Origin of the sequence: Spirulina sp. CS-785/01 (genome assembly GCF_028330525.1) — a bacterium.
Lineage (GTDB): Bacteria > Cyanobacteriota > Cyanobacteriia > Cyanobacteriales > Spirulinaceae > JAQMSD01.
In genome coordinates this window covers 16,659-40,461 of sequence record NZ_JAQMSD010000342.1, presented here as the reverse complement: position 1 = coordinate 40,461, position 23,803 = coordinate 16,659, and the positions used below count along the sequence as shown (strand labels likewise).

Sequence of the window (23,803 nt, the reverse complement as noted above, 5' to 3'; positions counted from 1 at the left end):
CGGAAAATGCGAGTTAAGTGAAGGAGTTAAGATAAACTTCGGAATGTTGATAAGCTGTTGTACATTTAAATTGGTATGTGATAGGAGGGAATAGGGAAAGGGATTAGAGTATTTTTTGCTCGCTTGAAGAAAACCAGTTTAAAAGTGTTTTAGCTTAGTTGATATCTGTTTATTATAAGTTATGTAAGCTCTTTAGAGCTTACTACGAACTTATAGAATTAGATTATTGTATGAGTTGATTCACTTTTGAAGCGGCTTTTTTAGGTTTTCCGGAGATGGGGAACACTAAAATACTTTTTAGGTTTTGGTTGTTAATTAATTCATCTAAACGATTGAATTGTCTTTCACTAATGGCGATTCCTTGATAATTTTCGGCGTATTTTAATTCCGCTCGGAAATTACGGTCATTTTCATGATAAGATTGAATGAAAACCCGATCTACATTCCAGTTTTTCCAATCTGCTGCAAAATAGCGTTTAGCCCAATAGGGGTTATGATGACAGAGATCAAAACTGACGGTATTATTGGCTTTTTTCATTTCTGTAATTAAGGTTTGCACAAAGTTGGTTAAGTGCTTGGTTCGGTCAACATTTCCCGGTAATTCGGCGTGATAGCCTAAATAATCATCCCATTGAACGGCATCAATTTCAGGGTATTTTTGGACAAATTCAACGAGGATATTTTTAAAAAATTCTGCAATTTCTGGAATTTCTACATCGAGAACGTAATGATTAATGTCACTATAGGTTTTATCAATGCCAGGGACTAGCCATTTACGAGAAACCGCTAAATCAAAAATAGGGCTATTTTTATCAATTTTAATGCCTTTCTCAAAATAGGCGTGAACTTCCATGTCCTGTTTATGGGCTTCATCAATGAGCCAAGTTAACCATTGGTTTTGAAACTGGTTAGGACAACTGGAAAAGCCCAATTTTTGCTGCATGACTTGACTTTGATACATGGTACAGCCATTGCCCCAAACTCCGTGAATAATAGTATTAAATCCTTTAGATTTGTAATAACGAACTCTTTCCCGAATGGTGGCTTCATCGGCATTATTGGTGACTTGATAGCGACTTAAATAAATGCCCCGAATTTCTTTTTTATGCCAAGGGGTTTGGGGAGTTGCTTGGGGAGTTGGGGAAGGAGTGGGGGAAGGAGTGGGGAGTTGGGGGGAAACGGAGGGGGTGGGGGATGGACTGGGAGAAGGAGGGGGAGGAGTAGTTACATTAGGAGAATTGGCAACAGGTGAAGGTTCTACTGTAGAATAATCGAGAACAGACATTAAAGCGGGCATGGCCTGTTGTAGCTTCTCCGGTAGCAAACGACTCAGTTTAACTTGTTGTTTTTCCGTTAACCACCAATAGCCCCCATACCCTAGTCCCAATAATAATAAAATGAGAGAGAAGGGAATACTCCCGCATCCACATCCTTGAGTTTTTGTTTTTTGGGGGGTTGGTTGGGATTGAGGCGACATCAGAATAAAATTGTATTTATGAATATTGTATTACGTCCTCAGCGAGATTTGGATATTCGCGGGGCTTCTCTGTTGCAACAAAAAGTGTTGAATTTGCTGCCCCCTTCAGAACCCTCTGCTTGGGTGATTGATTTAGTGCAAGTTAATTCGGTGAATCATTTTGGCTTAACTGCACTGATGGGGATTCGTCGGGCGGCTAAAAAGCATAGCTGTTTGTTGTATTTACTGAATGTGAAACCTACGGTTCGCTATATGCTAGAAATTACTGAATTGGATCGCCAATTTACGATTCTAGAGCGACTTGATGAAGCGTTTTCGAGCAAAATTCGTCTGATGTTGTGTTAAAAGGCAAAGTAGAGAGAATGTTAAGTATGCAACGGCTATTAGGAGAGTATTTGATGAAATTTGGGTTGGTGTTGGTGTTGTGTGTGGGGATATTCTTGGGGGGGATGTCTCCCGCTTGGGCGAAACCTCCGGCCCCCGCAGCGTTTACGGTGGAACAGTTACAAGCGGGGGAAAAACGGGCGGGAGAAGCTATAGAAGCGGTTGAACAGGGGGATTTCGAGAAAGCGGAGGCGATTTGGGGGGAATTGATCGAGGCGTTTCCTACCAATCCGGCGGTGTGGAGTAATCGGGGGAATACGCGAGTGAGTCAGAATAAATTAGAGGCGGCGATCGCAGATTTTAACCAAGCCATCGAACTGGCCCCCAATGCCCCTGATCCTTACCTCAACCGGGGTATTGCCTACGAAGGACTGGGAGAATGGGATAAAGCCATCGCAGACTACGAAAAAGTCCTAGACCTCACCCCAGAAGACCCCCTCGCCTACAATAACCGAGGCAATGCCAAAGCCGGCCAAGGAAACTGGGAAGCGGCCCTGAGAGACTATCAAAAAGCCGTTGAACTCGCCCCCGACTTTGCCTTTGCCCGGGCCAACGCTGCCCTCATCCAATACCAAACCGGGCAAACCCAAACCGCCCTCCGTAACCTCCGTAATATTGTCCGCAAATACCCCATGTTCCCCGATGCCCGGGCTGCCTTAACCGCCGTATTATGGGAACAGGGAATGCAGGGAGAAGCCGAAAGTAACTGGGTGTCTGCTATTGGCATTGACTCCCGCTATCAAAACTTAGATTGGCTGGAACATATCCGCCGTTGGCCACCGCGTATGGTTGAAGCGTTAGAACGGTTTTTAACTTTGGAGAATTGAAACATCTCTGTCCCCTCCTCTGAGCGTTAAAATTAAGGCTAGATTGGCCATTCTGAGAAAAAACCGTGACTGATTCCCTTGTGGTGTCTCCCACCCGTTCAACCCAAACCTATCCCATCGTAGAAACCTTTCACTCTTTGCAAGGGGAAGGCGCGTGGATGGGAGTGAGTGCCTTTTTTATCCGCTTGGCGGGGTGTGATGTCCATTGTCCTTGGTGTGATACCAAGGAATCTTGGCCCACTCAAGGCCACCCCCAGCAGTCCATTACTGAGTTAACCCAAATCGCCCAAGAAGCGAATCCCGCTATGGTGGTGATTACCGGGGGAGAACCTTTGATGCACAATTTGTTCCCCCTCACTGCGGAGTTAAAACAAGCCGGGTTAAGGGTACATTTAGAAACCTCCGGGGCCCATCCGGTGACGGGAAATTGGGATTGGGTGACATTTTCACCGAAGCGATATAAGTCTCCCCATAAAAGTATTTACGAGCGCGTCGATGAGTTAAAGGTGGTCGTGGCGGAAGCGGACGATCTAGAATGGGCCAAGACGGAGGCTGACCAAGTGCCATTGACGGCGATCAAATACCTACAACCGGAATGGAATACGCCCCACAGTCAGCAGTTGGTGTTTGAATATGTCCTCCGTCATCCAGACTGGCGAGTTAGTTTGCAGACGCATAAGTTAATGGGAGTTCGTTAAATGGCTAAGGGAAAAGCAGTGGTGCTACTCTCTGGTGGGTTAGACTCGGCGACTGTCGCGGCCCAAGCGATGAGAGATGGCTATGAGGTGGTTGCCCTTTCGTTTCGCTATGGACAACGCCACGACCGGGAGTTACAGGCGGCTGAAGCTATTGCCCAACAGTTGGGGATTACAGAGCATCATACCGTGGATGTGAATTTGGCCCAGTGGGGGGGGTCGGCGTTGACGGAGGAAGGGTTGGATGTGCCGCAAGACGGGGTACAAAAGGGGGAAATTCCCTCGACTTATGTGCCGGGCCGGAATACAGTGTTTATTGCGATCGCGCTCTCTCTCGCAGAAGCTAAACAGGCCACCGCTATCTATCTCGGTATTAATGCGATCGACTATTCAGGATACCCTGATTGTCGCCCCGAATATTTAGCCGCCTATCAAACCCTCGCCAATGTCTCCTCTAAAGTCGGCCTAGAAGGGAAAGCCCCAAAACTCAAAGCCCCCCTAGTCCGAGAAACCAAAACAGAGATCGTGCAACGGGCCCTACGCTTAGGTGTTCCCATTGAGTTAACCTGGTCTTGTTATCAAGGAGGAGAACAACCCTGTGGGTTGTGTGATGCCTGTCGTTTACGAGATATTGCCTTAATTGAAGCCGGAAAACCCGAACTAGCCACCCCAACAGGACAAAAATTATCAGCAGAACATGGAAGAATGGGTCATTTACAAGGAGTTTCGCTTTGAGGCGGCCCACCGTCTCCCCCACCACGATGGCAAATGTCAACGACTCCACGGCCATAGTTGGGTGGGACGGGTGTATGTACAAGGCCACCAGTTAACCGAAACTGGGGCAAAACAAGGAATGTTGGTCGATTTTGGGGAAGTGAAACGTTACCTCAAACCCCTCCTTGAGCAATTTTTAGACCATTATTACCTTAACGAAAGCACCGGGTTAGCCAACCCCACCAGCGAAGCCTTAGCCAAATGGATTTTTGAGAAACTAGAAAAAGCTGGTCTCCCCGGCCTCCAAGCGGTAGAGGTTCAAGAAACCTGTACCTCTGGGGCAACCTATCGGAAAATAATTAATTAATTTTTGTTGCTGGTTATTTATTGTTGGTTCTTTGTGGTTTGTTGTGTGTTGATAATCTAAGTAAGTAGGCCAGAAACCGGGTTTCTCCTCAAAGTTGTAAAAAAAGATTATAAATTTGGATAGAAACCCGGTTTCTTCCCATTATATATTATCCATTACCCATTACCCATTACCAAAAAAATGGTTCAAGAACTAATTGATCTGCGACAAAACATTATAGAAGGACGCTATGAAGAAGCCTTAGAGTTAGTTGATGAGTTAGAATGGATGAGCAAAAAAGCAGTAATCCGTACAATTCAATCCTTTTTAGTGCGTTTATTAATCCATTTGATTAAAAATCAAGTCGAACAAAGACTAACCAATTCTTGGGCTTCTTCTATCCGTGACTCGGTTTTACAAATTCAAGATTTAAATTTAAAAGACAACAAGAAATCCTATTATATTAAACCCGAAGATTGGGATGAATATTTAGAAAATGCCTTAGATTCAGCCTTATTCAAAGCCAGTGAGGAGGTTTTACAAGGTCAATATAGTCCGTTTCAATTAGAAAAAGAAATTGACCCGGTTAATTTAATCAAAAAAACACAACTTTACTTAGAAATGACCTATATTTATTCCCCAAAAGAATTACGCCAAGAAATGAATCAACATCTAATTCAATTAGTGGGCGGCAAAAATTGGCAAAATGGCAACCAAACCTAATTTTTTGTAATTATAATTGGGTTGAGCATAAAACAAATTACCCATTACCCATCATCAATCATTTTATAACAAAACCATCCAAATAAAACCACCGGAATAGTTGAAAAGACTTGAGCATTATCAGAATGCCAATAGTCAAATAAATTTTGATAATGTGCCGCAAAGAAAGCTAAAAACGCCAGTCGAATTCCATTAACAATCACCACTAACCCTAATGCCACAGTCGGCACAAGGATTTTTTGGAATACAGAAGTCGGGAACAAAGCTAAAAAGAGAATAGCCAATTGTAGCATCCATAACATCGTTGCCACCCCGGTACAATGGGGATCAATCCAAGTGGCACGACTGGGTAAAATAATATAATCATTTTGATTAGAAACATTAAACCCTACATACCAGAGGAGAAAAGTAGAAAACTTCGCCATTCCCTGACTAATACCCAAAGTATTATTAAGCGGATGAACTAAATATTCGACTGGAATAGTGAGAATGGCTAATAATAAAAACTCTTGCCAATACTGGGCTAATTTTTTAATCCCTACGGCGATTAATGCCCACCCACAGCCTAACAGAAGCGGTAAAGCATAAGGACTCAAGCTCGCAAAATTCCCGTAACTGAGGGTTAATGTACCGAGAATGAGTAATCCCCCTAGGGCTTGTAAAATAGGAGGACTCGGTTGGTGGAAAAATTGTTTACGCTGGAGGCGGATTCCTAACGCTAGAGTAAAAATGACTGTGGTAATCTGAAAACTGGTGAGTCCTGCTTTTCCTTGTAAGTCGAGGGTAAGGATCAGTAATAGTCCAGCAAGTCCTCCCAACCCCCAGAAACGGGGGGAAAGAGAGGACAAACGTTTTTTGAGGGGAGAGGCTGCACGACCCCAAAATTTATCTAACGCCTTCAACTTTCCTCTTGCAGAATTGTTTTGTCTCATCTTTAATGTAAAGTAACAGAATTTGTGTCCGAGGGGGACGTGATGAAAACAGCGTTAGTTCATAGCTTAGGCGTTTTGGCCATGACGGCGACGGTGGCGGGATGGTCAACTGTCGCTCAGGCTTTAGATTTCAGCTTTTCTTTTAGTAATGGGACAGGAAATGTAAGCGGAACGATTTTTGGGGTGCCAACTACTGGAGGGGTTGCATCGTCAGTCAATGTTGTTAATTCCTCTATTGGTGGGGGTGGGCCGTTTCCGGGTGGTGGCACGTTCAACGTTTCTGGGGGAAATATTACTTCTGCCAACTATAGCGGAAGTAATGGCGGAACTTTACAGTTTTCTGGGACTCAGGGGACATTTAATTTTGGCGGCCAGACTGTTAGTGGTACGGCTAACTTTACTCCTGTCGGTGGGGGTGCGGCGGCTGCTCCTTGGGATTTTAACCCTACTCTTGGTGTATTATTAGGGTTGCTGCCTCTGGGGTATGGCTATCTCAAGAAACAAGGGAAGACACGGAAACGAGAAACTACCTTAAACGACTCGGTTGAGGTATAGCCCAATGCGATTAGAGCTTTTAGTAAACAAGACCTGTGGCTGATCATCCTACATCATCTTCTGACCCTGTACAGACCTCCTCCTCGGAAACTCAAACCCCTCAACGTCCCTCATCCTCATCACGGGGGAAGAAGGGGGGCTATTTTTTATCGGATTCGGCGTTTTCTAAGTCTTTGGCAATGCTTCCCCTGGCGGGTTATGCGTTGCTGAGTTTTACGGTTCTCGATTTTGTGTATTTGTTGTTTCCCCCTCGTCTGACTGATCCGGTTTGGCAGTTTGAAGTGATGACCAATTTGGTGGAACGGGTGTGGGCCCCTTTGTTGGGATTTGTTTTTATTTTTTATAATCGTCAGGAACGCATTGAGCGATCGCAAATGCGACAATTGCGGTTTCTCTCCTGGTTAGCGTTACTATTTGCCCTTTTCTATTTTGGCTTACTTCCCCTTGGAATTGGCAACACTTGGCGCATTTACCAACTGAATGAGGGTCAATATAATAGCCAAATTGCCCAACAAGCGCAACAATTTCAAACTCTACGCGACCGATTAGAAGATGCTGATACTATAGATGATTTAAATGTGATTGCAGCGTTTCTCAATCGTCCCCTTGCGTTTGATGAGAGTATTCCCCAACTGAAACAGCAGTTAGCGGAACAAATTGACGGGACGGAACAAAATGCAATCGTTCAGTTGCAAACCCAATGGGAAAATCAGAAAACGAATTTATTTAAGAATTTTATTAAATTAAATTTAGGGGCAGTATTATCGGGTGCTTGGTTAATTATTATTTGGCGATGGACTCGGTGGACAAGGAAGAATAAACAATGAACAATTAACAATAAACAATTAGCAATTTTTGGGTTTTCCGGTTAGTTTTTGAACGACTAAAACCTTTTATTTTCCATTATAAATTATTCCTAGTCCAGTCTATAAACTTGGGGGTAAGATAGGTAAAATTAAGGTGACGAAATAATAAACTAAGGGGGCAGTGAAAACATAACTATCGGTGCGGTCTAAAATGCCGCCATGGCCGGGTATAATTTGACCAGAATCTTTAACCCCTGCATCTCGTTTCATCATTGACTCGGTTAAGTCCCCTAATAAGCTGGCCACACCGATTAAACTACCTAATAAAATCCCACTAAGTGGCCAAGCATTCCAATGTAAAAAAAACGCCCCTATGGTGGCCACTAGAATACTCCCTAGAATCCCGAAAACTGCACCTTCTACAGTCTTCTTAGGACTAATTTGGGAGAGTCGGGTGCGTCCGAAATATTTGCCGACTAAATAGGCCCCAATATCGGCAGCCCAAATACAACCAAAGGCGAGTAAAGTAATAGCTAAAGCCGGGGAAATTGTGGTAAAATTAAAGTTAATAATAGGGAGTGATACATTGGCTTCTAAGGGGAAATGAATCAAGGGTTCAGTGGCTGAGTTAGTCGTCACCGAATTAGCGGCCACCAAGACAGAATTTTGAGTCTCTAACCCTACTCGCAAGCGAATCCAATAACTGGGCAACCATCCCCCATAAAATAGCCCTAAAATTGATGTAGAAATATCGGCAATGGTGGCTAATTTGGGTTGAAAGAGGAGATAAAAACAAATCATTGTGCCACTGATGGGGAAAACCGCGTCGGTGAGGTTGGGGATCACAGTGGCAATGATCAGGAGGACTTGGGAGAGGACGAGGGTAGTTTTGCCTGCGGGTTCAATGCCTTTAGCGCGTACCATGCGGAAATACTCCAGTTGTCCCAAGAGTACGATCGCCATAAAGCCGGCGGTAAAATACCAACTCCCCGCCCAGATCATAGCAAAGGCGAGCGCGATCGCAATAATTCCACTAAAAATTCGAGTCCACGGCATAGACGAGAAATGTCCCTGTAGGGTAAGAGAAGGTTAAAGAAATCTTATCAAAGGTTAACGAGAATCCGTTATCTGTTTTTTGGGAACATCGGGGGTTGAGCTTTGGGAGATGGAGGAGATGGGGGAGATGGGGGAGATGGGGGAGATGGGGAGTAACAACTGGTTACTCTCGGTGAAACTAAAATTACTTAAAATAGGCTGAAAGCCTTACTCTGATTAGTTTCTGTCCTTCTTCTTAGGTTAACTTCCTCCTTATTCCAACATCTGCCATCTGCCATCTGCCTTCGGATGCTGTTTACTGTCCTAAAACTTCTCGCCACTAAGAATAAAAATAGGATTCACTGCTGCAAAAATTTGGTGGCGGCCACGGGTTTCTAGTCGGTTGACTGCCGACTGGACTACCTCAATATTGCGAGCTTGCAATTCTGCGAAGGTTTCCGAGAGGATGTACAGACTCTCTAAATTACTCGCAGTGGCGACGAGATGACCTTGGGGTTGGAGGTATTCCCAAACCGCTTTAAAAATAGGTTTCATCTCTCGTCCCCCTTCTAAACAAATGCGGTTGGGACGGGGATAGACATGGGTGAGACAGTCCGGCGCACTGCCTTCTATGACTTCCGCATTAAAGACTCCAAACCGTTCACAATTCCGTCGAATGAGTGCAGCGACTTCCTCATCTCGTTCAACGGCCACAATTTGACTACCGGGGCAAAGCAAACCGACCTCAACAGGAATTGTACCCGTCCCTGCCCCAATATCCCAAAGCACGGAGTCGTGTTCCATCTGTAAGGCAGACAGCAGAAGCAACCGGACTTCCCGTTTACTGAGGGGGATACCAGGTAATCGCTCAAATAAATGATCCGGAATACCGGGAGTTGAGTAAGGCCAGAGCATATTTTTAGGCATTCAGGCGTTAAAGAAAAAAGAAGAAAAATGAATGAAATGTAACGTATATGACCGAGAATCTATCTTTATCCTACAACGTTCAAAGTCAGTTGAGTGGGATTGCTTAACCCAGTAATCCGGCCTCGGTTCGCTTGGACTTGGTGCAAAAATGCGATCGCGCTTTCCGTCACCACTTCCCCCGGCATTAACACCGGAATACCAGGAGGATAGGGACATACAAGCGCAGCACTAATGCGGCCTTGCGCTTGACGGAGGGGAAGGGGAGACTGAGGGGCAAAATAGGCATCTCTGGGGGAGATAGCCAGAGTCGGTGGGGGAGGGGGTGTCATTGCTACGGATGTTGTATTCTCGTGAGGGGGATATTGTTCCACTAAACGAGTCACCCCTGTCACCAGTCGGTTAATATCGTCGGGAGAATTGCCCAAACTGAGAATAAAGGTAAGCTGACGATCAAGGGGTAACTCCGCAATCACGCCTTGTTCCGATAAAAACTCGTCGGCTTGAAAGCCATTTAAGGGCAGTTGAGAGAGCAAAAGGGTTAAACGGGTCAAATCCAAGTGTTTCCAGCCTCTATAGGGCGCAGAGGGGGCAGAGAGACAAGAAATTCCGGGGACTGTAGCCAGTTTTTGATAGGCGAGTTGGGCGAGTTGCAGGGTTTGGGAGAGGAGGGTTTGGCCGTCTCTGGCCATTTGTTCCCGTGTTGCATCAAGGGAGGCCAACAGGAGAGCATTAGGACTGGTGGACTGGACGAGTTGTAGGGCAGTTTGTAGCCGTTGGGGGTTGATGCGACTGCCTTGGGTGTGCAACATGGAGGCTTGAGAGAGACTCCCCAAGGTTTTATGGGTTGATTGTACCGTTAAATCCGCCCCGACACTCAGCGCAGAGGGAGGTAAGTCCGGGTGAAAGGCAAAATGGGCCCCGTGGGCTTCATCAACGAGGAGGGGGATATGATAATCATGGGTCAGCTTGGCAATGGCTTCTATATCGCCGCCTACGCCTTGATAAGTGGGATAAAGGAGTAAGACCCCTTTAGCGTCGGGATGCGCCTCTAATGCCCTAGAAACTGCCTCTGGGGTGATACTATAGGCAAGATGGGTGATGGGGTCATAGTCCGGTTGTAGAAAGATAGGAATTGCCCCAGCAAGGATTAAACCTGAAATGGCTGCTTGGTGAATGTTGCGGGGTAAAATTAACTTATCTCCGGGGTGACAAGTGGCTAAAATGGCCGCCAGAATGCCTCCCGTTGACCCATTAATGAGAAAATAAGTAGAATCTGCCCCAAAGGTTTGCGCTGCGAGGGTTTGCGCTTCAAGAATTGCTCCTTCCGGTGCAAATAAGTTATCAAACTCTGGTAATTCTGGCAAGTCGGCCTGAAAGACAGCTTTCCCCCACCAGTCTTGCAGTTGCGGTGCTATGCCTTGTCCTCGTTTATGGCCGGGGGCGTAAAATGGTGCGTGTGGCCTGTCTCCTGCTTTTTTGAGGGTATTTATTATGGGTAATTGGTAATGGGTCATAGAATAAGTTGGGAGGAATAAACCACAAAGACACAAAGGACACAAAGGGGAGTTGGGAGTTGGGAGTTGGGAGTTGGGGGAGAAACAAAGAACAAAGCATCAATAACAAAAGCCAATTGTTTATTGTTTATTGTTTATTGTTTATTATTAATAATTTCCCTGACGCGATAAATTGGCCGGCCTTGAGATTCGTGGTAGGTGCGCATTAGGAGTTCTCCGAGTAACCCTAAACTGAAGAATTGGACTCCGGTGGAAATTAAGACAGCGACGAGGATGAGTAAGGGGCGATCGCCGATTTCTTGACCCATGCCAAACTTGAGAAATGTTAGGTATAATCCGAACAGGATTCCTAATGCAGTGGCGATAATTCCTAATAGGCCAAAAACGTGCATGGGACGGGTTAGAAATTTTTTCATGAAGAAAATAGTGAGTAAGTCTAATAAGACTCGGAAAGTCCGGCCTAACCCATATTTACTATTGCCAAATTGTCTTGCATGATGACGGACGGGGAGTTCTGTAATTCTAGCACCTTCAATAAAGGCGAGGGCCGGGAGAAAACGGTGTAATTCTCCGTATAAGTTCATATCGGCCACCAATTCGGCCCGGTATGCTTTGAGGGAACATCCGTAGTCGTGGACTTTTACCCCTGTAATACGGCCAATTAACCAGTTGGCAATTTTTGAGGGGAGTAACCGGGTTAAGGCCGCATCTTGGCGATTTTTTCGCCATCCTGTTACTAGATCATACCCTTCGTCTAATTTGGCCAGCAACATGGGGATGTCTGCGGGATCATTTTGTAAGTCCCCATCTAGGGTAATAATAGATTGGCCTCTCGCATGATTAAACCCTGCGGCCATGGCGGGGGTTTGCCCGTAGTTACGGCGCAAGATTACGGCACGTAGGGTAGAATATTGTTGCGTTAAGTCTCGCAAGAGTGCTGTTGAGCCATCGGTTGAACCGTCGTCAATACAGAGGATTTCGTAGTTTAAGTCTGTATCCTGCAAGCTGTCATTAATTGCTGCAACGAGACGAGGAAGGCTTTCTACTTCATTATAAATGGGAACGACCACAGAAACATCAAGAAGGGGGGAAACGGCCTCTGGGTTGACTTGGTTTTGGGTTAGGAGAGGAGAATTCATTGGCAATGATCGGCAATTTGTCAGCAAGCCAAGGTTAACCATACAATGGTCCAGTTTATAGTATGTATGACATACGATAATCAGACAGTTTTCTATTCAATCATGTTGCGTGCGTGATTTCGCATTCACTGTGGCTAAAAAAGCCCCGATTGCTTCAGCGAGGGTGCTTATGAGACGATAGAGGGCGATGCTGAGGAAAAAGTTCCCTTGTAAGAGCGCGATCGCAGTTGTCTCAAAAACCCCAATCCCTCCAGGGGACCCAGGGACGACTAACCCCAATAACCACGCTAAACTAAAGGTACTCACCAAGGGGGGAATTTGCTCCCAAGTAAGGGGTTGCAATGCTAACACTGTCAACAAAAACCCACTCCCCCGCAACCATAAAAAGCAACATTCCCCCAGAAACGGCATGAGGGGATAATATTTCACTGAGATAGACTCCGGTTGCGGTGGGGAGTTTTCTGGGGGGTGTTGCGCCAAATTTTTCCTCCCCTTGAGTTTACCAGCCCAGTGGAGCAAAGGATTCAAACAGACGGGATGTACACCAAGCAACACAACGCCTAAAATAAGCAACTGTAAGGATAAGTTAGCCTGGGGATAAGTAAATAAGGCCAGCAGTAACGCTGCGGCCAACATTAACAGGGGTTCGAGTAATACACTTAATGTAGCGACAGGTAAGGGAATGTCTAGTTGTTGTGCTGCTCTCACTCTCCCATAAAAATGCCACACATTACCGGGGACATATTTGGCTATATTGGTTTGCAGATAAACCCGAATACTCCAAACCCCGGAGACGGGATAATTTAAATAACGGAGAATTAACCCCCATACCCACCCTGTCCAACAATGGGCTAGAAGGGTGACAAGAAATGCTAGAATCGCATATCCCCAATTAAACCCGGAAATCTCAGTATTGACTACGGTTTGCCAGTGGGTGTGTAGGGTTTTCACCAAAAAAAAGCTAACTCCACCCCAAACCAACCAACGCAAATACGGTTTCAACTGAGCAACACGGGGGAGATGAGATTTCATTTATGACTTGGTTATTGGTTATTTGTTGGTGGTTATTTGTTGTTGGTTGTTGGTTTAACTCCTAAGCATTTAATTCTTCATTCTCCATTATCAATTATCCATTATCCATTATCCCTAGCTTGTTGATAAATTTCCATTAACCGATGATAATTTTGTTGTGCCGTGTATTTCTGTTCATATTCTGCTCTCACGGTTTCGCGCATTTTTCCGAGTTGTTGGGGGTTAGAGAGTAACGTATCTACTTTACTGGCCAAGTCTTCTGCATCTCCGGGCCGGAAATGTAACCCCGTATCACCATCTTGCACTAATTCCGCGATCGCGCCAATATTGGCCGCAATAACCGGGGTCCCCTTCGCAAATGCTTCCACGGCCACCCGGCCAAAGGTTTCATACCATTTCGAGGGAAAAATCAGCATGGTGGCCTCTCCCATCAACTGATGCACCTCCTCCAAAGGCCGACGGCCCACCCATTCCACCCCCGCAACTCGCGTTTCTGCATCCTTCACCACCTCACTCAATGGCCCATCCCCCACAATTTTCAAGGGATAAGGAGTCTTTAACCTTTCCCATGCGGCCAACAGGGTATCTAACCCTTTTTCAACCGACAACCGGCCCACATAAATGGCATATCCCCCTTTTCCCGTCCCCATACCGGGGTCTGGTGCAACAAAATTGGGCTTCACAACAATTTTATCAGCCGGAAGTCCCCCTTCAATAAATTTCTGTCGCGCAAACTGGGTGAGTGCAATGTAGAGGTTAACCCGGTCTGACCAAGTATTGAGCAAACGGTGTACAGTTAACATTAACGCCGTTGTCGCACTCGCTGCGCGGTTATCCCGATAACAGGAATGCTGCACCCCAGGGTAAGGAATGGGTTTCCCTAAACAGTCTTCACACACCCGGCCATCCCGAAAAAAGAGACCATTGGGACACAGTAAACGATAATTTCGTAGAGTTTGAATAATAGGGGTTTGACTCTCTTGGACTGCGTAATAAATAGAGGGGGAAATAAGGGGAAAAAAGTTCTGGACGTGGATGAGATCGAGGGATTTTTCAGCTAAAGTTTGTTGGATATGGCGATAGGCTTCCTGTGACCAGATGGTGCGTTGGGCGGCTTCTAGACTGGATAATTTTTTGATGCGATCGTTATGTTCGTGATAGACTGAAACTTGGTGATTATTGTCCCGCAAAAGGCGAATTTCTGAATCACAGGACTCATCTTCTCCTCCCCGAATTTGATAGTAATTATGCACGCTCAAAATGTGCATGAAGCTCTCCTTGTTCAACCAACAGTATTTTGAAATGTCATCGAGTATACAAGCCTCCTAACAACTCGCTCTCTTATTACTTACTTTAGTCTAGTGATCCGGCACATTCTAGGGAGCATCCAGTAGTAAGATTTTTTTCAGCCAGTCTTTAGGAGTTTTAGGATGTTTAATTTCTTCTAAAGAAGGAGGTGGTACAGTATTTCCTAACTTGGCTCTCTGCTTCCGAACGTGGTGTTCTTGCCATCGCAGGGCAATAATACAGCCAATATAAAGCATATACCCTGGCTCCTCCATCTGCGTGAAAATCAACCCAAATACCATAGGAGTCAAAGCAATATAGCGCGACACATCATCCACACACAACCGATTCCACACCACCCACCAGATATAGAGAAACGAAGCGAGTCCTAACCACCCCAAGTCCCCCCAAATTCCTGCCCAACCAAACAAAGGGGAAAACATACTCGATTGATCCCCTAGCCAACTTGCCCCAACCGCCTGCCATACTGCACCACTAGCAGGATGTTGAGTTGATCCTAATGGAGCTAAGAGACTAGAATATTGGGCTAACATCCATCCTCCTAAGCGGCCTACAGTATGGCCTGGACCCAAGCCAATCCAAGGATGTAGGGGGGAGTTATAATACTCTGGGACAATGCGAAACGTTGCCGATTTCAGCAAGGTCGCTTCTCCTTCTGGCCCATAAATTTCAGGTCGCATCCAAGTATTAAAGGCATCTAAGGCTTCCACATTCTGCACTGCCCACCAAAAAATATAGCCTAAAATTACCCCACCCCCAATCAACTTAATCGCTTCTATTGGGTTATTTAATTTTGTAAATAACAGAATAATTCCAGCCACTCCTAAAGCTAAAATAACTTGTTTAGCATCCGCCATATTCATGTGCCAAAAGGCAGCTAAAACCATAAAAACTCTAAACCAAATTGGTAGTGTTTTAGCGGCGGCAAAGTAATAAAGACTGAAGGTTAGAGCCACAGAAGCCCCCACAACATGACCCGCCCCTCCTCCGACAAAAACTCCTTTTATATTATCATTTAAGCCATGATGATATTGAAGTTGTAAAACATAAAATTGAATATAAGCAAAAATAATATTGATCAAAGAAGAAAAAATAATATAAGCTCTGAAAAGTTTTAGCTTTTTAACAGTTAAAGGTAAGCAAACAATTGCCAACACTAACAAAAAATGTTCTGCAAAAAATAGGAAATTCAGACAAGCATTAATTAATCCGGCATTATTATAAAAAGCACTAACAACATTGATCAAAAAAAATAAAATAATTGCAATTAGCAGTTGATAAGTAATAAAAATTTGTTGGCGATTTTTAACGCGGGTTTTGATCAGCGTAAATAGACATATTGCAGGGATAATTCCGTAATGAACTAAATTAATAATAGAAGGAAATTTGATTAATTCTAAAACCCTAGAAAAAAAAGCTGAACTAAAGGCAAACAGAACTAAAATTGAAATTTGAATGTAAGTTTTACTTTTTGGTTTTTGTGGTGTTTTAAAAGTCATATCGTTTTTAACGAACACAACTAGCTAATTGGCATCGTTCTAGTAATATAGACAATTTTAAAGATATTGCCAATAAAAAAATCCAACTAATTCCTTTTATAAGCAGTAGCTCAAAAAAATTAAAATTGAGCGTATCAATATTTTTTATAAAATTACGAAGTAGTAAGGAAACGGCTTGACTAATTTTTAAAAAACTATTTCCTTTAATTAGTTGCAATATAGCGGCTAGAGAAAACCAAAAAATTGTAGGAATTAGAATTCGGTTTAAGCGTTTTCGAGTTAATCTTAAAACTGTTTCTGTTTTCTGTAGTTTATGCTCAAATAAAATAAAAGAAAGTGTGAGTAGAAGCGGGACACAAAATCTGAGGGGTGCTGAGAGAATTAATTCTGCGATCGCAACTTGACTATACGTTGAAATCGGAAAAAACATAGAATGATAATAGACCACAGCAGCAATACTAATTGCCTTGAGAAAGTCAAGGGCAAAAATACGCTGATTAAACGCTAAATTTTCTGTTTTGTCTTCCATATTTTCATTCTTTTAATAAAACAGAATCATAAATCTGTTCGAGTTTTTGAGTTTGTTTTTGTAAATCAAAATGCTCTCGCATCCGTTGTTTTCCGTTCTGACTAAAATTCCCCCAAATTTCGTCATTCTTGAGCAATGTAACAATATATTGAGCTAAAGATTGCCAATCTCGCTCCTCTGCTAAAAACCCTGTTTCTTCATGGGAAACCGCTTGGGGAATACCAGCATGAATTGACCCCACAACAGGTAATCCCATGGCCTGTGCTTCAACAATAACTGTTGGGAGTCCCTCTGAATCACCATTGGCTGCGGTTACACTAGGAACGGCCAAAATTTTGGCACGGTTCATCCAATGTTTAACGACTGAAGAGGGTTGAAAGCCTAAAAATTGATAGCGACGTAAACACTGAGCAGCTAAAGATTCTAATTCCGCTTTTAACTTCCCATCTCCCACTAATACTAATTCTGCCTCATTCTCTTGTTCTTGGACTTGTGCCATTGCTTTAATGAGATATTCACATCCTTTCTTCTCAGTAAAACGTCCAACAAATAAAACAATGGGTTCACGGGGGATAGTGGGATCAGCTTGAAATTGCTGAGTATCAACACCGTAATAGTGAGCAATCACTTTATCTTCGGGAAACCCTTGCGCTAGCAGTTTATCCTTGATAAACTCAGAAACCGCAATAAACAAATTGGCGTTTTGTTTTAAATGTTCTCGACGCTGTAAATAAACGTTGGTACTAAGAGAATGTTTTTTAGCATACTCATCCGTCATGGTGGCATCCAAACCATAAAACGTTGTAATGAGAGGGACTCTTAATTGTTTCTGCACAGGTAAAGCTAACCCCCCACAGACTCCAAAATGAGCATGAATTAAACATGGCTTTAATGCTTTCAGGTTGTTATAAAAACTAGGAGCAACTCCCCATAATTTAAAAGCTGCTTCCTGAGCTTTTCCCCATATTCCCCCTGAATTAACAACTCGGGTTTGTTCAGAAGGTAGCGTTAACCCCGACACTAGACGAGAACCGACATAGTAAGGAGTATATTTTCTTAACTGTTCCCCCTGCGCTTTGACAAACGTTTCTGATGCAGGAAGCAGTCGTCCTGAGAAAAAAAGAATATTTGAGTTAGAGTTAGGCATATTTTAATTAAATTATGTACCTTTCTGAGCAACCATGGTAATTCCTCGGAAGAGAAGGGGTAAGCGAGCTACTTTCCGTTTTAATTTAAACGGTAAACTCCCAACAATTCCTTCTACTGCTCCTACCAAGGTTAACGTTAATGGATTTAACGGTAACTTGAAATGTGTCTTTTTATAGCTTTTATACAGCCAAATTTTTCCGAATCCTGCTTTATACAAAACTTGATAAAGTTCTTTAATACTATATTCTTTCAAATGAAAACAGGTAGCAACTTGATCAAAAAATTGTGAAATATCATGAGGTCCAGATAAACGGTGAGGGGTAATGCAGATTAAAAATCCTCCTAGTGCTAAAACTTGGAAAATACTGGTAATTTGATCTAGAGCATCTTCAGGATGTAAATGCTCAATCACTTGGTTGCTATAGACAATATCTAGACTATTTTCAGGTAAAGGAATATTACAACCATCAAATAAAACTAATTTAAAGTTATCAGGCGTTTTAACTTTTTTAGAAATTTCTTGGGAAACATCAATAGCGTAAACTTGTTTAACGTATTGAGTTACAGCTAACGAAACACAACAATCTCCTGGTCCAATTTCCCCATAGGTTTTATCAGGTGCTAAAAACTCTCCTAACAATTCTAGGCGTTGGTTGGCAACCCAGGCTTGAGCTTCGGGGTTATTAGTGCGCTCTACCAGTGGTTCATGGGGGATTTTCTGGTACAGTTCATCATAAACATCATTATAAAGATGTTTACGTTCTTCTTTCGTCGAATTCCGTAAACGATTAGCGAGTTCTTTCTCGACTTCGTAATGATGACGAATTTGTGCTTCAGTACGATTGTATTTATCTTGGAGTGTAGTCATTTTGAGCCTCTCGTAAATAAATTATTTTTTTGCCTTATGTGAATTAAAACGAATCTTTAGGACTTGAAAAATCAAAACAATATCGGATTTTTAAATTCTTTTATACAGGATTTATTGATTCTTTTTAATAAATCTATAAATTATTTGAGAAAATGCTTCCTCTTGATAGTCACAGAGGAAACCAGACCTCTCAAAGATTTGAAGGATTTCTTCAGATGTATAATCATTCACCCATCCTTGCATTCGGCGATTGGTGGGTTCAATGTCGCTCACTACGTAGGATGCGATGACTACATCAACGTAACTTGATATATGGTAAATGAGTCGTGGAACATCATGGACATATTCAAAAACACCACTAAACACGGCGACATCACAAGTGGGAAATTGTGGGAGTGCATTGCTGTTTAGATCACAAACCAGTGTGTCTTGTCCTCGATCTACCAGATCAGAGGGAATATAGGTGCAACCTTCTGGTAAAAATTGCTTTAAAATCATCCTTCCAGCACCAAACTCCAAAACTGAAGATTGAGGTTTAATTAGCGTCGCTATTTTCTGGGTTCTGCGATCCCAATCGGGAGATAACTCATTGGGTTGACTCCACTTTTTGTAGTCACTTTTACCCGTTAATTTCCGAATCGATGTTGCAAGACTCCTCTGAACTATAGCAATTTTATGGGCGGCTTTAGAGAATAAGGGACTTAACATGATTGCTGCTTAAATGTACGTACTGTAACAAAAATGAGAATTTTGCAGTCTTTGAGGTTTAAATTAACGACTACTATATCCTATAAATTTAGACAATGGTATATAAATTTAGAAAACAAGACAGAGTTACTAAGCTGTTCTCAAGTCATTGTGACCGGAGTTGATCTACTGTAGCTAAGTTAGTGTTTTGTGACCGTTTGATTTATCTGGATAAACGTTCAACTTCTTTAGGGTTTTGATTGTCAGTTTCCGCGCTCAACATCTGATAGATATTGGCTAGGGTCTTACCCCGTTGACTCCAACTATACAAATTGTGTACCCGTTGTCTTCCAGCCTGACCAAGATGCTGACCGAGTTTGGGGTCTTGCGCTAAACGCAACATCGCTTTTGCCATGTCTTGGGTTGCTTGTTCGGGAGTACAAGCTGGAATTTTAAAGCCTGTTTCTTCTGTTACTTGACTATCAGGGCCACCTAAGGCCAAACAAATGACAGGGCGACCGACTGCCATCGCTTCTAAACAAACACCTCCTCCGGAGTCATGTAAACTGGGATGAACAAGGGCGTGGGCTTGAGTGAGTTTGGCGATCGCCTCCCCTCTAGGTAATTCCCCCCAAAATTTCACTTGCTCCCCAATCCCTAAGTCTTGGGCGAGTTGTTGCAAATGCGATCGCTCCGGCCCATCTCCCACAATCCAATATTCTGCTTCTGGTAACTGGGCTTGAGCAAAAGCCCTCAACCCCAAATAAAACCCCTTCCAATGTAATAAACGGCCAATACTCACCAAGCGAAACTTATCGGATATAGAGGTGGACGACAACTTTTGAAAGTGAGCAAGTTCAGCTTGAGATAACCCCAGTTGAGACAACAGTTCCACCTGTTTAGCCCCTAACGCCGACAGTCGTTGGGCAGTTTCTGGGGTAGTGGCATAGGCCAAACGACTCCGCCGCGCTGTCAAACGCACAAAGGGATCGATTTCGCCCAATTGACGCAATAGCGTTCTCGAAATTTCGTACACTTTAGCTCGAAAACTAAAATCTTGCCAAAAGGCACGAGGGGCCGTTTCTCCCCCACCCACCGGCCCCCAAATCAAGGGAATTGGCAACAGAGAGAGAAAACTCGGCGTGGAATAGCGTACATAAGTGACATGATGGGCAAGGGCAAACGGTTTCTCTTGATAAAGTTGACGCGCTACAAAATAAGCACGAATTTGCCAGAGATAATAATGGAGATGAACCCCACCTAATCCTTTTTTCCAAAGTGAACTGCCCGGCAGATCACAATAGACAAAATGGAGATTGGGGGAGTCTTGGGGGAGTGCGGCTTCGATAAAAGGGCGATTATCTTGACGAGTGAGTACCCACAGGTGGTGAAATTTGGCTAATTCACAGACAATGTTCCAACCCACACCGGGTTCAGACCCCATGTTTGGGCGGCAGGCATAGGCAGAAATTAAAATGTTCAGAGCTTCCATTTTTGAGCCATCTGTGAAAGTTATTCCAATTTTAAGAGAGGTCGAGGGCAAAGTGAGTCACTTTGGCTAAAAATTGAGCAGCCGTTTCCGGGGTGTACTTTGTCATGGTTTCTTGAGATTTAGTGCCCAGTTGGGAACCTAACGAGGGATCATGAATACAACGCCTCATAAGTTCGCTGAGGGTGTCGGGATTACGGGGATCAAAGGAATATCCGTTTTCTCCTTCGTCAATGAGTTCGACTGCTCCAGCATACTGAGAACAGAGGACTCCCGTGCCAAAAATCATGGCTTCGGAAACTACGACTCCCCAAGTGTCTTCTAGGGTAGGCAGGATAAAAATATCAGCGTTTCTGAAAAAGTGGCCTAACTCCCCATAGGGGACCTTACCCAACCATTTGACTTGTTCGGTGAGTTGGTTATCCTGACAATAGGTTTCCAGTTTTGGCCGTTCTTCTCCATCCCCAACTACAAGGAGTGTGTAGTTGCGATCGCCCTGCTCATTGAGCTTCGCACAGGCTTCTAGTAAAAAATTTAACCCCTTGCGCGGCTCAATACTGCCAACGAATAGAAAAATTGGTCGAGACAGTTCAGTAAAATCAACTAGAGATGGGGTATTTTGTAAGAGAGAGTTGGGGTGAGGGACTTCGTAGGGTTGAACAAACACCTCCTCGGTGTCCGCATCCAGAATGTCCGTTAAATATCGCTGTCCCGCTTGACTATTGGTAATACAGGCTTTGGCCTGTTTCACCATCCAACGCCTTACTGCTAAACGTAAGGGAGAGTTGCGGTAATCAACTACGGGGGAACTGCCTTCGTAAGCAATGACCACTCGCCAATTACCGATATCTTGGAGTAAGATAGCCAACACTGTCCAGACTCCAAAGGAGTTAGAAAAGATTAAGTTGGGTTTAAAGTGGAATAAATAACGAACAATATGAAGAGGGAGGGCAGTAAAGTTAAGTCCATAGCTTGTAGAATTAGGTTTCAGGGATATAATTTTTCTATCTCCTACCACTTCTACTGGAAATAACTTTTCGTACCCCGGAGCATAACCCCGCCACCAAGCTGTAAAAACTTTGGTTTTTGGGAAAAGCTTTGTAAATTCACTGAGAGGAGGTTGCCAGTAAAAAAAGGCAGTATTAAGTAACCAAGCAATACGGATGTTTTGCATACAATCCTCAAGATACAATGATTATCGATTTAGGAAGAAACAATGAAAAAGCAAGAATAATGGGTCGAAGAATAACGTGTTAGGTATTATATACTCACCCATTTCCGATACAAGCACATGATATATTATAAACTCAAGTTCTTAATATCATATAAATTTTTGGATTATATTCTAAATATAGTCTAAATATAGGAGGACACCTTTATCTATGAACTACCTTAGAAAAGTTCTATACATATTACCGAGTCGAAAAAGAAACTTAGTTTTATTGCTATTAGCTTTTTTGTTCGTTTCTATTTTAGAGGCATTTGGGATTGGGATAATTGCTCCATTCATTTCTTTAGCAAGTAATCCCGATGTAGTAGAAAATAATGAGCGTTTAAAGTGGTTATACCAAAAAACGCAATTTCAAGAAAAAAATACCTTTATTGCTGTAATGGGTTTATGTATCGTATTTTTATTTTTAATCAAGGCATTTTTAGGTTGGCTGGCACAAATCTCTATTTTTAAATTCAGTTTTGTTCAGAAGGCAAAATTAATTAATCGATTGATGCACACTTATATGACAGTCCCTTATACGTTTCATTTAAGTAAAAATAGTGCATTAATTATTCAAAATATTATTTATGAAACCGGAAACTATACTGATGGCACTTTAATCCCTTTATTGGTGGCTATATCTAATGTTATAATTATTATATGTTTGACAATTTTACTAGCCATAACTAATAAAGCTACAGTCCTAGTAGTCCTAGGGATTATTCTTCCATTGTTATTATTGGTGAATGTGTTTAGGCATAAAATTCAGGCTTGGGGGAAACAAGCCTCTCAGTCTCTTGAATCTATTGTTCGTATTGTGAATCATTCATTAGGGGGAATTAAAGAAACATTGGTGATTGGTTGTACTCCTTTTTTTGAAGCGCAGTTATTGGTAGAAACCCGAAAACATGAAAAAGCAATGGGAAATTTTTATGCTTTTAAGTTACTACCTCGTGTTCTTATAGAGGGTTTTTTGGTGATATTTTTAGTAGGTTTTACTTCAATTTATTTGCTTTATAATGATAACATACAACAATTAACGCCTCTTTTAGGAGTTTTTGCGTTAGCCTCTATAAGACTCATTCCAGCAGTTAATAATTTAATTGGTTCTGTTAGTAGTTTAAGACGTGCTAGTTATACAGTTAATAAACTTTATCTAGACTTAAAAGAAATCGATAATCATTCAACAGATAATCTGAATCCATCAGCACCATCTACTAAAATTGAAAAAACTGAAACCCATAAATTACAGGATAATGTTATTCTCGATCAGATCAGTTATTGCTATCCCAATGCAGAGCAGTATGCGTTAAAGAACATTTCTTTAGAAATTAAAAAAGGAGAATCTATTGCCTTAATCGGTAAATCCGGGGCTGGTAAAACAACTTTGGTGGATGTTATTTTGGGTCTATTAACACCAGAAAGTGGTGATATAACAGTCGATGGCTGGTCTATCTATAATGAGCTGCGTTCTTGGCAAAATATGATTGGTTATATTCCTCAGTCTATTTTCTTGATTGATGATACAGTGGCCAATAATATTGCGTTTGGTGTTCCAGAACATCTGATTGATCCGGAGCGACTCGATAAAGCCATTAAATCTGCCCAACTCGATGAACTGATCAATGATTTACCTAATGGAATCCAAACAATTCTTGGGGAAAGAGGAGTCCGTTTTTCTGGTGGGCAACGGCAACGGATTGGGATTGCTCGTGCGTTATATCATGAACGAGAGGTTTTGGTCTTGGATGAAGCGACATCAGCTTTAGATAATGAAACTGAAAATTTAATTATGGAAGCGATTAATGAAGTGAGTAAGACAAAAACAATGATCTTTATTGCGCATCGGTTATCTACTGTGGAACAGTGCGATCGCATTTACTTAATGAAGCATGGCCAGATTATTAAATCAGGGACTTATCAAGAAGTGGTGTTGGAATCTCACGAGTAATGGT

At 42.9% G+C, this 23,803-nt stretch carries 24 protein-coding genes; 9 read left to right on the top strand and 15 right to left on the bottom strand.

The window, feature by feature from the left end; all coding sequences use genetic code 11:
- Positions 1-223: 223 nt before the first annotated feature.
- Positions 224-1,477 carry a family 10 glycosylhydrolase gene (locus PN462_RS22665; protein WP_272131130.1) on the bottom strand — a complete coding sequence of 418 codons (1,254 nt, stop codon included), beginning with the start codon at positions 1,475-1,477 and terminating at the stop codon, positions 224-226.
- Positions 1,478-1,495: 18 nt separating this feature from the next.
- Here PN462_RS22665 and PN462_RS22660 point away from each other — a divergent pair, with 18 nt between their 5' ends.
- The 6 genes from PN462_RS22660 to PN462_RS22635 all read left to right on the top strand — a co-directional run bounded on the left by PN462_RS22660 (position 1,496) and on the right by PN462_RS22635 (position 5,166).
- On the top strand, positions 1,496-1,822 hold the full coding sequence (locus tag PN462_RS22660; protein ID WP_272131129.1) for an STAS domain-containing protein: 327 nt from the start codon (positions 1,496-1,498) through the stop codon (positions 1,820-1,822).
- A gap of 104 nt (positions 1,823-1,926) precedes the next feature.
- Positions 1,927-2,688 (top strand): tetratricopeptide repeat protein, encoded by a 762-nt coding sequence (locus PN462_RS22655; RefSeq protein WP_443029263.1) that lies wholly within the window; start codon positions 1,927-1,929, stop codon positions 2,686-2,688.
- Between the two features lie 65 nt (positions 2,689-2,753).
- Positions 2,754-3,386, top strand: coding sequence for a 7-carboxy-7-deazaguanine synthase QueE (locus tag PN462_RS22650; RefSeq protein WP_272131127.1), 633 nt, complete (start codon positions 2,754-2,756; stop codon positions 3,384-3,386).
- Entirely contained in the window at positions 3,387-4,118 is a 732-nt protein-coding gene (gene queC, locus PN462_RS22645; RefSeq protein WP_272131126.1) for a 7-cyano-7-deazaguanine synthase QueC, read from the top strand.
- A complete protein-coding gene (gene queD / locus PN462_RS22640) occupies positions 4,081-4,464 on the top strand; it encodes a 6-carboxytetrahydropterin synthase QueD (protein ID WP_272131125.1) in 384 nt (127 codons plus the stop codon). Before queC ends, queD begins: the two co-directional genes overlap by 38 nt.
- Positions 4,465-4,644: 180 nt before the next feature.
- Positions 4,645-5,166 carry a DUF29 family protein gene (locus PN462_RS22635; protein ID WP_272131124.1) on the top strand — a complete coding sequence of 174 codons (522 nt, stop codon included), beginning with the start codon at positions 4,645-4,647 and terminating at the stop codon, positions 5,164-5,166.
- Positions 5,167-5,210: 44 nt separating this feature from the next.
- On the opposite strand, the gene crtA is transcribed toward PN462_RS22635, so the two are convergent.
- A complete protein-coding gene (crtA, locus tag PN462_RS22630; RefSeq protein WP_272131123.1) occupies positions 5,211-6,098 on the bottom strand; it encodes a cyanoexosortase A in 888 nt (295 codons plus the stop codon).
- Between the two features lie 42 nt (positions 6,099-6,140).
- Between crtA and PN462_RS22625 the strand changes: the two genes are divergently transcribed.
- Positions 6,141-6,653, top strand: a complete 513-nt coding sequence (locus tag PN462_RS22625; RefSeq protein WP_272131122.1) for a hypothetical protein — start codon at positions 6,141-6,143, stop codon at positions 6,651-6,653.
- Between the two features lie 35 nt (positions 6,654-6,688).
- Complete coding sequence (gene hpsJ-A / locus PN462_RS22620; RefSeq protein WP_272131121.1) at positions 6,689-7,480, top strand: HpsJ-like protein, cyanoexosortase A-associated; 792 nt, start codon at positions 6,689-6,691, stop codon at positions 7,478-7,480.
- A 99-nt stretch (positions 7,481-7,579) separates the two neighbouring features.
- Here hpsJ-A and PN462_RS22615 read toward each other — a convergent pair whose 3' ends face one another.
- The 13 genes from PN462_RS22615 to PN462_RS22555 form a co-directional block, all read right to left on the bottom strand.
- The gene (locus PN462_RS22615) at positions 7,580-8,515 is read right to left on the bottom strand and encodes a phosphatidate cytidylyltransferase (RefSeq protein WP_272131120.1); all 936 of its coding nucleotides are present in this window, start codon (positions 8,513-8,515) and stop codon (positions 7,580-7,582) included.
- 303 nt (positions 8,516-8,818) lie between these two features.
- A complete protein-coding gene (gene cbiT, locus PN462_RS22610) occupies positions 8,819-9,409 on the bottom strand; it encodes a precorrin-6Y C5,15-methyltransferase subunit CbiT (protein WP_272131119.1) in 591 nt (196 codons plus the stop codon).
- A gap of 77 nt (positions 9,410-9,486) precedes the next feature.
- Entirely contained in the window at positions 9,487-10,935 is a 1,449-nt protein-coding gene (locus tag PN462_RS22605) for an aminotransferase class I/II-fold pyridoxal phosphate-dependent enzyme (protein WP_272131118.1), read from the bottom strand.
- Between the two features lie 134 nt (positions 10,936-11,069).
- On the bottom strand, positions 11,070-12,074 hold the full coding sequence (locus tag PN462_RS22600) for a glycosyltransferase family 2 protein (protein WP_272131117.1): 1,005 nt from the start codon (positions 12,072-12,074) through the stop codon (positions 11,070-11,072).
- A 96-nt stretch (positions 12,075-12,170) separates the two neighbouring features.
- Positions 12,171-13,106, bottom strand: coding sequence for a lysylphosphatidylglycerol synthase domain-containing protein (locus PN462_RS22595; RefSeq protein ID WP_272131116.1), 936 nt, complete (start codon positions 13,104-13,106; stop codon positions 12,171-12,173).
- A gap of 101 nt (positions 13,107-13,207) precedes the next feature.
- Positions 13,208-14,374, bottom strand: coding sequence for a glycosyltransferase family 4 protein (locus tag PN462_RS22590; RefSeq protein ID WP_272131115.1), 1,167 nt, complete (start codon positions 14,372-14,374; stop codon positions 13,208-13,210).
- Between the two features lie 108 nt (positions 14,375-14,482).
- A complete protein-coding gene (locus tag PN462_RS22585; RefSeq protein ID WP_272131114.1) occupies positions 14,483-15,913 on the bottom strand; it encodes a hypothetical protein in 1,431 nt (476 codons plus the stop codon).
- 7 nt (positions 15,914-15,920) lie between these two features.
- Positions 15,921-16,442: an acyltransferase family protein gene (locus tag PN462_RS22580; protein ID WP_272131113.1), complete on the bottom strand. Its 522-nt coding sequence runs from the start codon at positions 16,440-16,442 to the stop codon at positions 15,921-15,923.
- Between the two features lie 4 nt (positions 16,443-16,446).
- Complete coding sequence (locus tag PN462_RS22575; protein ID WP_272131112.1) at positions 16,447-17,589, bottom strand: glycosyltransferase; 1,143 nt, start codon at positions 17,587-17,589, stop codon at positions 16,447-16,449.
- Positions 17,590-17,601: 12 nt separating this feature from the next.
- The gene (locus PN462_RS22570; RefSeq protein ID WP_272131111.1) at positions 17,602-18,459 is read right to left on the bottom strand and encodes a class I SAM-dependent methyltransferase; all 858 of its coding nucleotides are present in this window, start codon (positions 18,457-18,459) and stop codon (positions 17,602-17,604) included.
- A 111-nt stretch (positions 18,460-18,570) separates the two neighbouring features.
- Complete coding sequence (locus PN462_RS22565) at positions 18,571-19,167, bottom strand: methyltransferase domain-containing protein (protein WP_272131110.1); 597 nt, start codon at positions 19,165-19,167, stop codon at positions 18,571-18,573.
- A gap of 202 nt (positions 19,168-19,369) precedes the next feature.
- Complete coding sequence (locus tag PN462_RS22560; RefSeq protein ID WP_272131109.1) at positions 19,370-20,638, bottom strand: glycosyltransferase family 4 protein; 1,269 nt, start codon at positions 20,636-20,638, stop codon at positions 19,370-19,372.
- A gap of 31 nt (positions 20,639-20,669) precedes the next feature.
- Positions 20,670-21,809 (bottom strand): glycosyltransferase family 4 protein, encoded by a 1,140-nt coding sequence (locus PN462_RS22555; protein ID WP_272131108.1) that lies wholly within the window; start codon positions 21,807-21,809, stop codon positions 20,670-20,672.
- A gap of 208 nt (positions 21,810-22,017) precedes the next feature.
- On the opposite strand from PN462_RS22555, the gene PN462_RS22550 reads away from it, so the two are divergent.
- Positions 22,018-23,799: an ABC transporter ATP-binding protein gene (locus PN462_RS22550; RefSeq protein WP_272131107.1), complete on the top strand. Its 1,782-nt coding sequence runs from the start codon at positions 22,018-22,020 to the stop codon at positions 23,797-23,799.
- Positions 23,800-23,803 lie beyond the last annotated feature (4 nt).